This is a genomic window from Polynucleobacter sinensis (assembly GCF_001595985.1).
Classification (GTDB): domain Bacteria; phylum Pseudomonadota; class Gammaproteobacteria; order Burkholderiales; family Burkholderiaceae; genus Polynucleobacter; species Polynucleobacter sinensis.
This window is the reverse complement of the sequence record NZ_LOJJ01000001.1, coordinates 199173-212688: the sequence shown is the minus strand read 5'-3', so window position 1 is coordinate 212688 and position 13516 is coordinate 199173. Positions and strand designations below refer to the sequence as shown.

At 43.6% G+C, this 13516-nt stretch carries 14 protein-coding genes; 4 read left to right on the top strand and 10 right to left on the bottom strand.

The features are described 5' to 3' along the window. Positions 1-136: 136 nt before the first annotated feature. From AOB49_RS01175 to dnaA, 10 genes are all read right to left on the bottom strand, one after another. The gene (locus AOB49_RS01175) at positions 137-1066 is read right to left on the bottom strand and encodes a branched-chain amino acid ABC transporter permease (protein ID WP_062306953.1); all 930 of its coding nucleotides are present in this window, start codon (positions 1064-1066) and stop codon (positions 137-139) included. Between the two features lie 2 nt (positions 1067-1068). Next, entirely contained in the window at positions 1069-1989 is a 921-nt protein-coding gene (locus AOB49_RS01170) for a branched-chain amino acid ABC transporter permease (protein ID WP_062306949.1), read from the bottom strand. A 16-nt stretch (positions 1990-2005) separates the two neighbouring features. Then, positions 2006-3232, bottom strand: a complete 1227-nt coding sequence (locus AOB49_RS01165) for an ABC transporter substrate-binding protein (RefSeq protein WP_062306946.1) — start codon at positions 3230-3232, stop codon at positions 2006-2008. 22 nt (positions 3233-3254) lie between these two features. Beyond that, a complete protein-coding gene (locus tag AOB49_RS01160; RefSeq protein ID WP_062306943.1) occupies positions 3255-3959 on the bottom strand; it encodes an ABC transporter ATP-binding protein in 705 nt (234 codons plus the stop codon). Beyond that, entirely contained in the window at positions 3956-4717 is a 762-nt protein-coding gene (locus AOB49_RS01155; RefSeq protein WP_062306940.1) for an ABC transporter ATP-binding protein, read from the bottom strand. The genes AOB49_RS01160 and AOB49_RS01155 overlap by 4 nt, the downstream gene beginning before the upstream one ends. A 108-nt stretch (positions 4718-4825) precedes the next feature. Continuing rightward, complete coding sequence (locus AOB49_RS01150) at positions 4826-5041, bottom strand: DUF3717 domain-containing protein (RefSeq protein WP_062306938.1); 216 nt, start codon at positions 5039-5041, stop codon at positions 4826-4828. A gap of 14 nt (positions 5042-5055) precedes the next feature. Beyond that, on the bottom strand, positions 5056-5550 hold the full coding sequence (locus tag AOB49_RS01145) for an SET domain-containing protein (protein ID WP_062306927.1): 495 nt from the start codon (positions 5548-5550) through the stop codon (positions 5056-5058). Next, the gene (gyrB, locus tag AOB49_RS01140) at positions 5550-8048 is read right to left on the bottom strand and encodes a DNA topoisomerase (ATP-hydrolyzing) subunit B (RefSeq protein WP_062306923.1); all 2499 of its coding nucleotides are present in this window, start codon (positions 8046-8048) and stop codon (positions 5550-5552) included. The genes AOB49_RS01145 and gyrB overlap by 1 nt, the downstream gene beginning before the upstream one ends. 11 nt (positions 8049-8059) lie before the next feature. Continuing rightward, positions 8060-9175, bottom strand: a complete 1116-nt coding sequence (dnaN, locus tag AOB49_RS01135; RefSeq protein ID WP_062306922.1) for a DNA polymerase III subunit beta — start codon at positions 9173-9175, stop codon at positions 8060-8062. 264 nt (positions 9176-9439) lie between these two features. Next, complete coding sequence (dnaA, locus tag AOB49_RS01130) at positions 9440-10864, bottom strand: chromosomal replication initiator protein DnaA (RefSeq protein ID WP_172793379.1); 1425 nt, start codon at positions 10862-10864, stop codon at positions 9440-9442. 222 nt (positions 10865-11086) lie between these two features. On the opposite strand from dnaA, the gene rpmH reads away from it, so the two are divergent. Genes rpmH through yidC form a run of 4 tightly spaced genes read left to right on the top strand, consistent with a single transcriptional unit; the run spans position 11087 to position 13476 of the window. Beyond that, complete coding sequence (rpmH, locus tag AOB49_RS11845; protein WP_082784010.1) at positions 11087-11221, top strand: 50S ribosomal protein L34; 135 nt, start codon at positions 11087-11089, stop codon at positions 11219-11221. 8 nt (positions 11222-11229) lie between these two features. After that, positions 11230-11547, top strand: coding sequence for a ribonuclease P protein component (gene rnpA, locus AOB49_RS01125; RefSeq protein ID WP_216634588.1), 318 nt, complete (start codon positions 11230-11232; stop codon positions 11545-11547). Beyond that, a complete protein-coding gene (gene yidD / locus AOB49_RS11840) occupies positions 11522-11782 on the top strand; it encodes a membrane protein insertion efficiency factor YidD (protein ID WP_342667186.1) in 261 nt (86 codons plus the stop codon). Before rnpA ends, yidD begins: the two co-directional genes overlap by 26 nt. Positions 11783-11799: 17 nt before the next feature. After that, positions 11800-13476, top strand: a complete 1677-nt coding sequence (gene yidC, locus AOB49_RS01120) for a membrane protein insertase YidC (RefSeq protein ID WP_062306920.1) — start codon at positions 11800-11802, stop codon at positions 13474-13476. The last annotated feature ends 40 nt before the right edge of the window (positions 13477-13516 follow it).

The following is a 13516-nucleotide window of genomic DNA, read 5'->3' as shown; positions in this document are numbered from 1 at the left end:
AAGTCATTGTTTTAAAAGACTATTTAAATAATTTGGTATAGCGGCAACTTTTAGGTGAGGGGGCAAAACGAATGGCCTTTAAATGAGTACGGCGCCTAAGCGCCGTACTAGAAAGCCCAAATAAAGAAAAAACAGATCAATTCTTGTTTTTAAAAAGGTGAATAATTTCACCAACGACTCCACGACGAAATGCCAATACGCATATTACGAAAATAAAGCCCGTTGCAATCGTGCTCCAAGATCCAATATTAGCCAAGTAGTTCTGCAGACCAACCACGATGCCTGCACCAACCACCGGACCCAAAATGGTGCCCATGCCACCAAGCAATGTCATCAATACAACCTCGCCAGACATATGCCAATGAACATCCGTCAGGGTTGCCAACTGGAACACCAAAGACTTCATAGATCCAGCCAAACCAGACAGCGCAGCAGAAATCACAAACGAAATTAACTTGAAGCGATCAACATCGTAGCCAAGGGAGATTGCACGTGGCTCATTTTCCCGAATAGCCTTTAAAACCTGTCCAAACGGGGAGTGCACTGTACGAACAATCAGAGCAAAACCCAACAAGAAAATGGTGAGTACGAAGTAGTACATTGACACATCATTTTTTAAGTCAATCAAACCGAATAACATTCCACGTGGAACTCCTTGGATCCCATCCTCTCCACCAGTGAACGGAAGCTGTACCGCCAAAAAGTAAACCATTTGCGATAGAGCCAAAGTAACCATAGCAAAGTAAATGCCCTGTCTTCGAATGGCCAAAGACCCAATTAAGAATCCAAGAGCTCCCGAGCCCAGTACACCCAAAGCAATTCCCAACTCCGGGGATAGGCCAGCTTCTTTGCAAAAATAGGCGGTGATGTATGCGGCCGTCCCAAAGAATGCAGCATGGCCAAATGAAAGCAGCCCAGTAAATCCTAACAACAAATTAAATGCACACGCAAAAAGTGCGAAGCACAGCACCTTCATTGCGAAGACTAGATAAATAAAGTCTTGAAACGGAAGAAGTAGGGCAATTAAAACCAAGATGCCATAAAGTAATTTTGTTTTTGGGTTCATGATTATTTCTCCCGGCCGAAAAGTCCAGCAGGACGAATAAGCAATACGATTGCCATGATCACAAAAATGACAACTCCAGATGCCTCAGGGTAAAAGACTTTAGTTAGACCCTCCACCAAACCCAACGCGAGACCCGTCAAAATGGAGCCCATGATCGAGCCCATTCCACCAATCACAACAACAGCAAAAACTACAATGATGAGGTTTGATCCCATCAATGGATTTACTTGAAAAATCGGAGCGGCCAACACACCCGCAAAACCAGCAAGGCCAACGCCATATGCATAGGCCAAAGAAATCATCAAAGGAACATTGATACCAAATGCCTGTAGTAGTTTTGGGTTTTCTGTTCCAGCGCGAAGATATGCGCCCAACTTTGTTCTCTCAATAACATACCAAGTTGAAAAACAAACCACTAAAGAAATAACCACCACCCACACACGATATTTCGGCAAGATAATACCGATAGACTCAAGCGGAATAGCACCTTGTAATAACTCAGGGGCAGAATAACTCTCACCAGAAATTCCATACCAATGGCGGAACATACCCTCGATAATGAGCGCCAAACCAAACGTCAGCAGCAGCCCATACAGGTGATCCAAGTGGTATAAACGCCGCAACATGGTGCGCTCAAGAATCAAGCCAAAGCCCGCCATCACTAGAGGCACCAAAATTAATGCAAACCAGTAATTAATGGATAGCTCAGGAAAACCAAACCATTGGCCAACCTGAGTGAGGCCAATCCAAGCAATAAAAGCACCCATGGTGTACTGAGCACCATGGGAGAAATTAATAATGTTGAGTAGGCCAAAAATAATGGCCAAACCCAAACTCAAAATGGCATAAAAAGATCCATTTATAAGCCCCACCAAGAGCTGAGCAACCAGCCCTTGTGGGGTAATTCCAAGAAGTTCAAACATACTAAATGGGATTCAATTACTTGTTAGTAACCAACTTGCATCGTGACAATGAAAGTGGTTGAGTTGCTTCAGCGGCAGGAATTACCGCACGAACATGGTAGTAATCCCATGGGCTCTTAGATTCAGATGGCTTCTTCACCTCTAGCAAGTACATATCGTGCTCGAACTTACCATCAGCGCGGATCTTGCCCTTAAAGAGACCATCATCAATGTTAGTAGACTTAAGTGCTTTCATTACCGCCTGAGTATCATCTGTACCAGCTTTTTGAACGGCATTTAAGTAAGCAAGAACGGATGAGTAAACGCCAGCCTGGACGCTGGTCGGCATGCGCTTATGTTGCAAAATAAAACGTTTGGCAAACGCGCGCGTCTTCTCGTCTTTGTCCCAATAAAAACCCTCTGTTAGATACATGCCCTGAGCTGCATTCAAACCCAAAGAGTGAACATCAGAAATAAACATCAACAAAGGAACAACGGTTTGCTTTTTGTTAATACCAAACTCAGATGCTTGTTTTACAGAGTTAATGGTGTCTTGACCTGCGTTTGCCAATGCAACAACATCGGCGCCGCTAGCCTGGGCCTTCAAAAGGTATGAAGAGAAATCGCTATTAGGAAATGGGTGCTTGCTAGTTCCCAAGACCTTGCCACCGTTAGCATTAACTACGTTGGTAGAGTCTTTCTCCAAAGCCGCGCCGAATGCGTAATCAGCGGTAAGGAAATACCAATTCTTTTTGCCCTGCTTAACAACAGCTTTTGCCGTGCCATTTGACAGCGCGTAAGTGTCATAAGTCCAATGAACGTTATTAGCCGTACATTTTTCATTGGTAATTGGTAACGAAGCTGCGCCGGAAATCAATGTAATTTTGTTTTTCTGTTCAGCCACTTCCATTACAGCCAAAGCTACGTTGGTTGATACCAGCTCAACAATGACATCCACTCCATCTTTGTCATACCACTCGCGAGCCTTATTTGCAGCAATATCAGCCTTATTTTGGTGGTCCGCACTAACTATCTCGATCTTTTTTCCAATAACCGTACCATCTTTAGAGAAGTCAGCCACAGCCATCTTTGCTGCAATTACTGCACCAGGACCAGCTAAATCGGAATAGGTTGAAGAAAGGTCAGTCAAGACGCCAATCTTTACAACCTCACCACTCACTTTTGCCCCGCTTTGTGAGAAAGCCGGGTTTGTTACAAACATGGTTGCCGCAACCATACATGCGGTAATTTGTCTCAACTTCATCTTCATCTCCTATAGAAAACCACTAAACACCAAGATACTCATTTAACAGATTGGCTTTTTCAGCCAATTCATTTTGGGCAACCATCTCCACAACCCTGCCGTGCTCAACAACATAATGGCGGTCTGCTAGCGGAGCAGCAAATCTAAAGTTCTGCTCAACCAAAACGATCGTGAACCCTTTTTTTCTTAGGTTGCCGACAACCTCACCCAATTTTTCAACAATCACAGGGGCAAGACCCTCGGTAATTTCATCCAATAACAAAAGCTTTGCTCCAGTCCTTAGGATGCGTGCCATCGCCAACATTTGTTGCTCGCCGCCCGACAGGCGGGTGCCCGGACTATTGCGACGCTCATAAAGATTGGGAAACATTTCATAGATTTCTTCCAAACCCATTCCACCAGAAGAAATCTCGGGCAATAGCAATAGGTTCTCTTCGGCGCTTAGGCTGGCAAAAATTCCACGCTCTTCTGGGCAATAGCCCACGCCAAGCCGAGCAATTTTGTAAGTTGGCATGGCAATGGTTTCTTGGCCATAAACCTTGACAGAGCCAGCCCTTTTGCTGGTAAGGCCCAAAATGGTCTTAAGGATGGTGCTTCTGCCGGCGCCATTACGACCCAATAGAGTAACCACCTCACCATCATTCACCGAAAAATTCACACCATGAAGAATGTGTGACTCTCCGTACCAAGACTCTAGGTTTTTAACCTCCAAAGCTACTGAGCTCATAAGGTTTCTCCGCCATGACTACCCATATAAGCCTCAACAACTAGGGGGTTGCTCGAAACCTCGTGATATGACCCCTCCGCCAAAACGGAGCCGCGCTGTAATACGGTGATCCTATCGGCAATAGAGGACACCACCTTCATATTGTGCTCAACCATCAATATGGTGCGCCCTTTGGCCACCCTATCTATTAATTCTGTAACCCGCTCCACATCCTCATGTCCCATGCCCTGGGTAGGCTCATCAAGCAACATCAACTCTGGTTCCATTGCCAGGGTCGTGGCAATTTCCAGCGCCCTTTTACGGCCATAGGCTAGATTTAAAGTTTCCTCATGAGCAAATTCCACTAAACCAACCTCGTGAAGCAACTCTTCAGCACGCTCATTAAGAACATTAAGCGAATCACCAGACTTCCAAAAGTGAAATTCGGTACCCAATCCTCGCTGCAGTGCAACACGAACATTTTCCAAAACGGTTAAATGTGGGAATACTGCAGAAATTTGAAAGGAGCGAATTACGCCACGGCGTGCGATCTGGGCAGGGGCCTCCTTGGTGATATCAATCCCATTAAATAAAATTTGACCACTAGAAGGCTCTAAAAATTTGGTTAGCAAATTAAAGCAGGTCGTTTTTCCCGCGCCATTTGGTCCGATGAGGGCGTGTATAGTCCCCCGCGTTACATCCAGGTTTACATCACTAACCGCAGAAAAGCCTTTGAAGGTTTTCCCAAGGCCAATTGTTTTTAATATTGTTTCTTGCAAACTTAAATCCTCGCACGCACTCTTAGGCAAGAGTTTGAGAATACATTAAGACTGTATTTACTAATATAGCGATAACCCTAAAAGAAACGGGGTCGCACAAGAAAATAATTACAAAGTTTTTAGATAATTTTGGATGGCAGATTTTGCGATTTCATCCAATACGTCCATGGGGATTCTTTGTGCGCCTTGCACAATCATAAGAGCGTATGGTTTTGCTAGAGCCGAAGCCTCCAAACATAAATGCAACTCCTCACCAGAGGCTGGTGATTGGCTACGCCAATAGTTGATAGCCGACTCTAACTCTTGAATACTAATAAACATCATATAAGCAAAAAAGGTTAGTTGCCGTCGAGAGACAACATGGTGCCACGACACTTCTTGGCACCACAGCGGCACTCGTAATCTTTCTTCATCTGCTTGGTGATGCGGCCCTCCACCCCAAGCGAGTAGTCGTAGAAAAGCTCTTCGCCCACCTTAAGGTCGCGCTTGGCGTAAATAAAAACACGAGGCTCTTCATCAAAATCATCCTCCCTAGCTTCACAACTAGGTTTACAGGAATGATTAATCCAGCGCGCAGCATTACCGGCATATTTGGCATCAATACACCTTCCATCTTCAAGTGAAAAATAAAAAGTGTGGTTTGGGTCCTTGGGATCATGGGGGTGCCGTTTTTCTGCCAACTTCCAGCTAATGCGCTCACCCTTGTACTCAATGATGGCATCGCCCTTTTTGATGGGTTTTGCTACAAACACACCCTTACCATGGATGGGTGATGATTTAACAACAATACGAGAGCGATCAATCTTGGGTGCTGATAATTTCTTTTTGCGCATTACACATCCAAATTGCGAGCAATTAAAGCATTCTTTTCAATAAATGCACGTCGTGGCTCAACCTCATCACCCATTAATGTTGTGAATACTTGATCAGCAGCAATCGCATCTTCAATCTTCACCTGAAGAAGTGTGCGTGAGCCAGCATCCATCGTGGTTTCCCATAGCTGCGAAGGATTCATCTCACCCAAACCCTTGTAGCGTTGACGACTTAGAACGCGTTCTGCTTCTGATAGTAACCAAGCAAATGCGGCCCTAAAATCTTGAATGGTTTGCTCTTTTTGATTTTTATCTGGATCACCACGTCTCACTTTTGAGCCTGGCAACACCTTGCCAGACAAAACAGCCGCTGCACTGGCAAGACTCTGATAATCGTCACCATGAACAAAATCAGAGTTAATTGAAGAAAGTTTTAGGTTCCCATGTATACGACGAGATAACAAAAGTTTATAGCGTTCGGTGCGCTCTTCTTTTTGAACAATAATCTCTGGTGGCAAGGCCAAGGGATTTAACGCATCAACCAAGGCAACACGGAGTCGCTCAGCGGAGTCGTTTGCAGCTTGTTCGGTGTCTAAATTTAATTTGGTTCCTGAAGCAATGGCCCGTAAAGCATCCTCATCAATGGTACGAGACAAACGATCAACCACAGACTGAATTACTTGGTAATGCTTTGCCAACTCATTCAACGCTGCGCCCTCAATAATCTCACCCGATGGGGTTTGAAGTGATGCGGACTCTAAAGCAATTTTGAGTAATAACTGATTTAACTCAACATCATCCTTAATGTACTGTTCATTTTTTCCAAACTTGACCTTATACAAGGGTGGCTGGGCGATATAAATATGTCCTCGCTCAATCAACTCAGGCATCTGCCTATAGAAGAAGGTTAACAATAGTGTACGAATGTGACTTCCATCAACATCCGCGTCGGTCATGATGATGATGCGGTGATAGCGCAACTTATCAGCCTTGTATTCCTCGACACCAATTCCAGTACCCAGCACGGTAATTAAAGTAACCACCTCTTGACTGGCCAACATTTTGTCAAAGCGAGCCTTCTCAACGTTCAGAATTTTTCCTTTTAAAGGGAGAATTGCTTGAAAACGTCGATCTCGTCCCTGCTTAGCAGAACCCCCCGCAGAGTCTCCCTCCACAATAAATAATTCAGATTTAGCTGGGTCTTTTTCCTGGCAGTCAGCCAACTTTCCTGGCAAACCAAGACCATCGAGAGCCCCTTTTCGACGCGTCATATCACGCGCCTTACGAGCAGCCTCACGAGCTCGAGCAGCGTCAACAATTTTTCCACAAAGAATTTTTGCGTCTGCAGGCCGCTCTTGTAAATAAGCACTTAATGCTTCGGCAACAATTTCCTCTACCGGACCTCGAACTTCACTAGATACCAATTTATCTTTAGTTTGGCTAGAGAATTTAGGTTCAGGAACCTTAACAGATAACACACACGCAAGACCCTCTCGCATGTCATCGCCAGAGATTTCAACTTTTGCTTTTTTAGCAACTTCATTTTCATCAATGTATTTATTGATTACTCGGGTCATTGCAGCACGAAGACCAGTTAAGTGTGTACCACCATCACGCTGAGGAATGTTATTAGTAAAACAGAGAACTTGTTCACTAAAGCTATCATTCCACTGCATTGACACTTCGGCAGTAATTTGCCCACCCAAATCTGAAGGACGAACTCCCTCAGCGTAAAAAATATTTGGATGTAAAACGTTTTTGGTTTGATTTATATACTCAACAAAACCCCTAACGCCACCAGAGAAAGCAAAATCCTCCTCCTGACCAGAGCGTTGATCAATCAATTTAATATGAACACCATTATTAAGGAATGAGAGTTCGCGGATACGCTTTACAAGAATCTCGTAATGAAACTCAACATTTCCAAATATCTCTTCATCCGCCAAGAAGTGAACTTCAGTACCTGATAATGTAGTTTCCCCGGTGACTGTAATTGGGGATATAGCAACCCCATTTTCTTCTTGAATGTTGCGGTTTTGAATAACCCCGCGAGCAAACTCCATGTAGTGAGTTTTACCATCACGACGAATTGTTAACTTCAACCATTTGGAAAGCGCATTTACACAACTAACACCAACACCATGTAGTCCGCCAGAAACTTTGTAACTATTTTGGTCAAACTTACCACCCGCATGCAACTCAGTCATAACAATTTCTGCAGCACTACGCTTTGGCTCATGCTTATCATCATATTTGATACCGGTCGGAACACCACGTCCGTTATCAACAATAGAGATAGAGTTATCGGTTTGAATCACTACCGTAATTTCTGAGCAATAACCAGCTAGAGCTTCATCAATAGAGTTATCAAGGACCTCAAAAACCAAATGGTGTAAACCCGTGCCATCGGATGTGTCTCCAATGTACATACCAGGACGCTTACGAACTGCTTCAAGCCCTTCTAAGATTTGGATCGATGATGCACCGTACTGCTCTACTACTTTTTTTTCTTCAGTCATTTTTTTCTAAATTAAATACGCATTGGCATCACAACATACTTGAAATCTTCTGAGCCTGGGAGGGTAATCACTGCACTACTATTAGCATCACCTAAGCTAATTTGGATTTTCTCGTTCTTTAGGTTGGATAAAACATCAAGTAAATAACTTACATTAAAACCAATCTCCACTGAATCGCCACTATATTCAGTCTCTATTTCTTCTTGAGCCTCTTCTTGTTCTGCATTGGTAGATTGAATGGTGATTCTGTTTGGTGATAAAGAAAAACGGACACCTTTAAATTTATCTGTAGTTAAGATTGCAGCACGCTGAAGCGCAGATTGCAAAACATCACGACCAACAACTAAAGAATTTTTATGCCCCTTAGGGATAACACGTTGAAAGTCTGGAAACTTTCCCTCAACCAATTTTGAAATTAATTCGATATCACCAAAAGTAAATTTCACTTGATTAGAGGTAAGACTCATTTCAAGCAATTCATCTGAATCCTCAAGCAAATGTTGACACTCAAGAATAGTTTTACGAGGAATAATAATTTCCTGCCTTTGACCGGATCCGGTTGGGGCCTCGGCTAACTCTATTTGAGAATAGGCTAAGCGATGTCCGTCGGTAGCCACAGCAATCACCTGCTTACCCTCAATAACCAACAACATACCGTTTAGGTAATAGCGAATATCTTGCTGCGCCATCGCGAAGTGGACTTGACTCACTAATTGCCGAAAACTTTTTTGAGACATTTTCCAGTTAGCGGTTACTTCACCAACACTTTGCATAACCGGAAACTCAGTCGCTGAAAGAGTTTGCAAAGAAAAACGGCTTTTTCCGCTTTGAATAACCATACGGTTATCTTTTAAATTCAAGGCTACAGGCCCCTCAGGTAAAGCGCGCAAAATATCCAACAGCTTCCTAGCAGCTACTGTTGTAGTTACGTCCTCATCGCCAACGCCAAAACTTGCATTAGTAGTAATTTGGATTTCAATATCAGTAGACACAAAAGAGACCTTGTCCCCCTGCTTCTTAAAAAGAAGGTTTGCCAGAATTGGCAAAGTGTGTCGTCGTTCAACAATGCCACTAACAACCTGAAGTGGTTTTAACAAACTGTCGCGCGAAGTATTTACGAGTTGCATTGCTTTTAAATCCTTGTATATATCTTATTAGTAGTAGTAATAAGGCTCGTTATTTCAGTGGATAAGTCAAAAAAAGTATATAAAACAACCCATTAGAACCAAAAAAAACTGTGGAAAACTTCTGTATAAACGCTGCACAAATGTTGGATAACTTTTTATCAATACCCTATTTTTGCATGAAGCCCAAACTTTCCACAATTTATCCACCGATCATCCCCAAAGTTATCCACTGAACTATCCACAACCTTATCCACAGGGCTCGGTCTACGACTTTAGTGTTTGCTCGATCACATGGATCTCGTGATTAAGTTGCCCATCATGAGAGCGCTCTTCACCAATCTTACGTACCGCGTGCAGGACCGTGGTGTGATCGCGCCCACCAAACAACTCTCCTATCTCTGGTAGGCTCTTCTGGGTCAATTCTTTGGCCATAAACATGGCAATTTGCCTTGGGCGAGCAATGTTTGCGGGACGCTTTTTGGAATACATATCCGCAACCTTAATGCTATAAAAATCTGCCACGGCTTTTTGGATGTTTTCTACCGAAATTTGCCGGTTTTGTATTGAAAGCAGATCTTTGAGGGCGGTGCGCGCCACATCAATAGTGACCTCTTTCCCATGAAACCGCACAAAAGCCAAAATTTTTCTGAGCGCACCCTCCAACTCCCTTACATTTGAGCGGAGATGTTTTGCTACAAAGAATGCCACATCCTCACTCATGGGGATCCCCTCGCTAAGGGCCTTTTTCATCAAAATTGCCACACGCATTTCTAGTTCTGGGGGTTCGATGGCCACTGTAAGGCCAGAATCAAAACGAGAAATAAGGCGATCATCAATTCCAGCCATCTCTTTGGGGTAGGTGTCACTTGTAATAATGACTTGAGCTTTATTGCTTAAAAGTGCTTCAAAAGCATAAAAAAACTCTTCCTGTGTCCGCGACTTCCCACTAAAAAATTGAATATCGTCGATTAAAAGTAGGTCCAAGGAATGGTAGTAACGCTTAAAGCGGTCAAACGCTTTTTGTTGGTAAGCCCGCACCACATCAGACACATACTGTTCAGCATGAATGTAGCGAATACGCGCGTTGGGTTTTTCTTTTAATAAGTGGTTACCAATGGCGTGAATGAGGTGGGTCTTTCCCAAACCTACGCCACCATATAAAAACATGGGGTTATAAGAGGTGCCTGGGTTATGGGCAACTTGAATTGACGCCGCCCTGGCTAGCTGGTTTGCTTTACCGGTTACAAAGGTATCAAAAGTAAGGTTTGGGTTGAGTTTGGAGTGATCTTCAATCTCAAACGACTGCTCTTCGGTAAAGGTCGCGTCTTGATCAACCGCGGGCTCTACACCCCCAAATCTTTCCTGGGGTTCGCTTGGTTTGGTAACCTCCAAGGCTCCCCCTTCAACATTAAGTACGAAATTTAATGTGATGGGATGACTAAAATATTGTGATGCCAATTCTTGAAGGCGGTCTGAAAAAGTCTTTTTGATCCAATCAAGCTTGAATCTGTTGGGCGCACCAATTGTTAGTAATTGCTCACTCTCGTCATAAGATAACAAGCTTAGGGGTTGAATCCAGGTTTTAAATTGTTGGGGGGAGAGTTCGCGCGAGAGATTACCGAGCGTGCTATCCCAAAACCCCAGTGGGCTAGATGAATTCAAGGTGGGAGGGTTCTGTAAATTGCTCATATTTTTGGAGGATCCATTGTAGCGATCCATTAAAGTTATCCACAAGCTTGAAATCCGTGGAAAACCTGTGGATAACTTGTGTATAAAATAAAAAACCCTATAAAAATTAATGGGTTATGTATCAAGCAACTAAAAAATAGAGAAAAATACCTATATATTCATTAACAGCGGTTGACCTTTTGCCGTGCAACAAGGAAAATACGGGGTTTTGCAGGATGAATCATGAAAAGAACATACCAACCCTCAGTAACACGTCGTAAGCGCACCCACGGTTTCCGTGTACGCATGAAAACCAAAAGCGGGCGCGCTGTATTGAATGCACGCCGAGCAAAAGGCCGCAAACGTCTAGCTGTTTAACTTAGAAGTTGAACAGCGCTAGGATTTCTGAGTTACTCAAAACACGCCCCAAGACAAGTTTGTTTTGGGGTTTGTATTTGGCTTCTTCAAATCCAGAAGCAAAACCTGACTTAGGAATTGCGGTAGCCAAGAAATTGGCGAAGCGTGCGGTAGATCGAAATCGGTTAAAGCGCATGATTCGCGAGCTTGTTAGAGGTGCGCAAGCTACCAAGTTAAATGGCGATGTGGTGGTCAAGCTAAAAAAACCAATTGGTCGCGAAACTCGCGGCAGACTCAGAAAAGCAGAAAAAGAAGTGCTGCGTGCCCAAATTACAGGGCTCATCTAGAGTGCACATTTTGAATAAGGCAGCTATTAAAGTTGTGAGACTTTACCAAATAGCGCTTAGCCCATTTATTGGCATGCACTGCAGGTATGTTCCCTCATGTTCACAGTACGCATGTGATTGCTTTACACATTATGGATTTTTCAAAAGCCTTGGGCTGACGGTTTGGCGCATTTTGCGCTGCAACCCATGGTCACAAGGTGGTCACGACCCTGCAGTAAAACAAACACCTCATTAATTAATAAGTGAATGCAAATGGACTTTAAAAAAACGATTCTTTGGGCAGTATTCTCGATGTCGGGTCTCATGCTTTACAACAACTGGCAAGTACATGAGGGCAAGCCATCCATGTTTGGTGCCGCTCAAACGAATGCTGTTGTGACGGCAGAAAAGTCAGCCCAAGCAAAGGTGGATGTTCCATCACCAGCCCAGAGCGCAAATCTACCTGCAATTTCTCAAGCTCCAATTATTGCTACTAGTGCCGTCGAATCGTCTGAAAAGTTTGTATTACAGAATGATGTTTTAATTTTAGAAATTAGCGCAAGTGGCGCAAACATCATTGATGCTAAGTTGCCCAAGCAGTTAACGGCAGAGAAAAAGCCTGTTGAGCTTTTTCAATACACCCCAACGCATAAGTACTTTGCACGCTCCGGTTTAATTACTCTCGGCAACCCAGATCTTCCAAACCATACAAGTACATTTAAGTTGAGCCAATCCGGTAAGGATGGCTCTGGCAGACCTTTTGTGGTTTTGGTGAGTGAGCGTGGCGGAGTAAGGCTTGAAAAAACATTCATCCTTAATCCAGGCAGTTACGTCGTGGATATTGGGCATCGTGTAACACAATCGGCGACAAATCCAAATCCATTGGTGCTCTATACAGAGCTTGTTCGTGATGCTACTCAAGAGCAAAAAATCGGACCGTTTGATGGTGCATTTTCTGCAAGCACCTTCACAGGCCCCGCTGCGTATACAGAAAAAGAAAAATTCAACAAGCTTGAATTCACGGCAATCGATAAAAATAAAATCACCATACCTACACAAGTGCCCGCAGGCGACCCTGCCTGGATTGCGATGGTGCAACATTATTTTGCGAGTGCTTGGATTCCTGGCGATAAGTTTTCCCGCGACATCTATGCTGGAAAAATTGATAACAATCTATATCGAATTGGTATGCAAACACCCTTGGGTGTAGTGGCGCAAGGCGCAACAGTTGTCGAAAAAGCCAAATTATTTGTTGGTCCGCAAGAGGAAAGTGTTTTAGAAACAATCGCTCCCGGGTTTGCACTATTGAAAGATTATGGTTACCTCACTATCTTGGCTAAACCTATTTTCTGGTTGCTCGAAAATATCCACGCTTATGTGGGTAACTGGGGTTGGTCGATCATTCTTTTGACCATCCTGATTAAGCTTGTTTTCTTCCCGCTTTCCGCTGCAAGCTATAAATCTATGGCTCGCATGAAAGAGGTTCAACCTCGGCTCTTGGCAATGAAAGAGCAGTACAAGGGTGAGCCACAAAAACTAAACCAAGCAATGATGGAGATGTACCGTAAGGAGAAAATTAATCCTTTGGGCGGCTGTCTTCCAGTAGTGATTCAAATCCCAGTCTTTATTTCTTTGTACTGGGTTTTGCTGTCATCTGTAGAGATGCGTAATGCCCCTTGGATTTTGTGGATTCATGATTTATCAGTTCCAGATCCTTACTATATTTTGCCGATCGTTATGGCCGTCTCAATGTTTGTGCAAACCAAATTGAATCCAACACCCCCAGATCCAATTCAGGCGAAGGTGATGATGTACATGCCATTAGTATTCTCGGTGATGTTCTTCTTCTTCCCTGCCGGTTTGGTTTTGTACTGGGTGGTAAATAACCTACTATCGATTGCTCAACAATGGCAGATCAATCAAATGTTTGGAAAAAAACCAGCTAAATAAACCCTAGCTACTTGAATGTTAATAAAGACGGATTGCAATG

Coding starts and splice junctions, on each gene's coding strand:
- AOB49_RS01175 (WP_062306953.1), bottom strand. CDS start 1,066: ATGAACCCAAAAACAAAATTACTTTATGGCATCTTGGTTTTAATTGCC.
- AOB49_RS01170 (WP_062306949.1), bottom strand. CDS start 1,989: ATGTTTGAACTTCTTGGAATTACCCCACAAGGGCTGGTTGCTCAGCTC.
- AOB49_RS01165 (WP_062306946.1), bottom strand. CDS start 3,232: ATGAAGTTGAGACAAATTACCGCATGTATGGTTGCGGCAACCATGTTT.
- AOB49_RS01160 (WP_062306943.1), bottom strand. CDS start 3,959: ATGAGCTCAGTAGCTTTGGAGGTTAAAAACCTAGAGTCTTGGTACGGA.
- AOB49_RS01150 (WP_062306938.1), bottom strand. CDS start 5,041: ATGATGTTTATTAGTATTCAAGAGTTAGAGTCGGCTATCAACTATTGG.
- AOB49_RS01145 (WP_062306927.1), bottom strand. CDS start 5,550: ATGCGCAAAAAGAAATTATCAGCACCCAAGATTGATCGCTCTCGTATT.
- gyrB (WP_062306923.1), bottom strand. CDS start 8,048: ATGACTGAAGAAAAAAAAGTAGTAGAGCAGTACGGTGCATCATCGATC.
- dnaN (WP_062306922.1), bottom strand. CDS start 9,175: ATGCAACTCGTAAATACTTCGCGCGACAGTTTGTTAAAACCACTTCAG.
- dnaA (WP_172793379.1), bottom strand. CDS start 10,864: ATGAGCAATTTACAGAACCCTCCCACCTTGAATTCATCTAGCCCACTG.
- rpmH (WP_082784010.1), top strand. CDS start 11,087: ATGAAAAGAACATACCAACCCTCAGTAACACGTCGTAAGCGCACCCAC.
- yidC (WP_062306920.1), top strand. CDS start 11,800: ATGGACTTTAAAAAAACGATTCTTTGGGCAGTATTCTCGATGTCGGGT.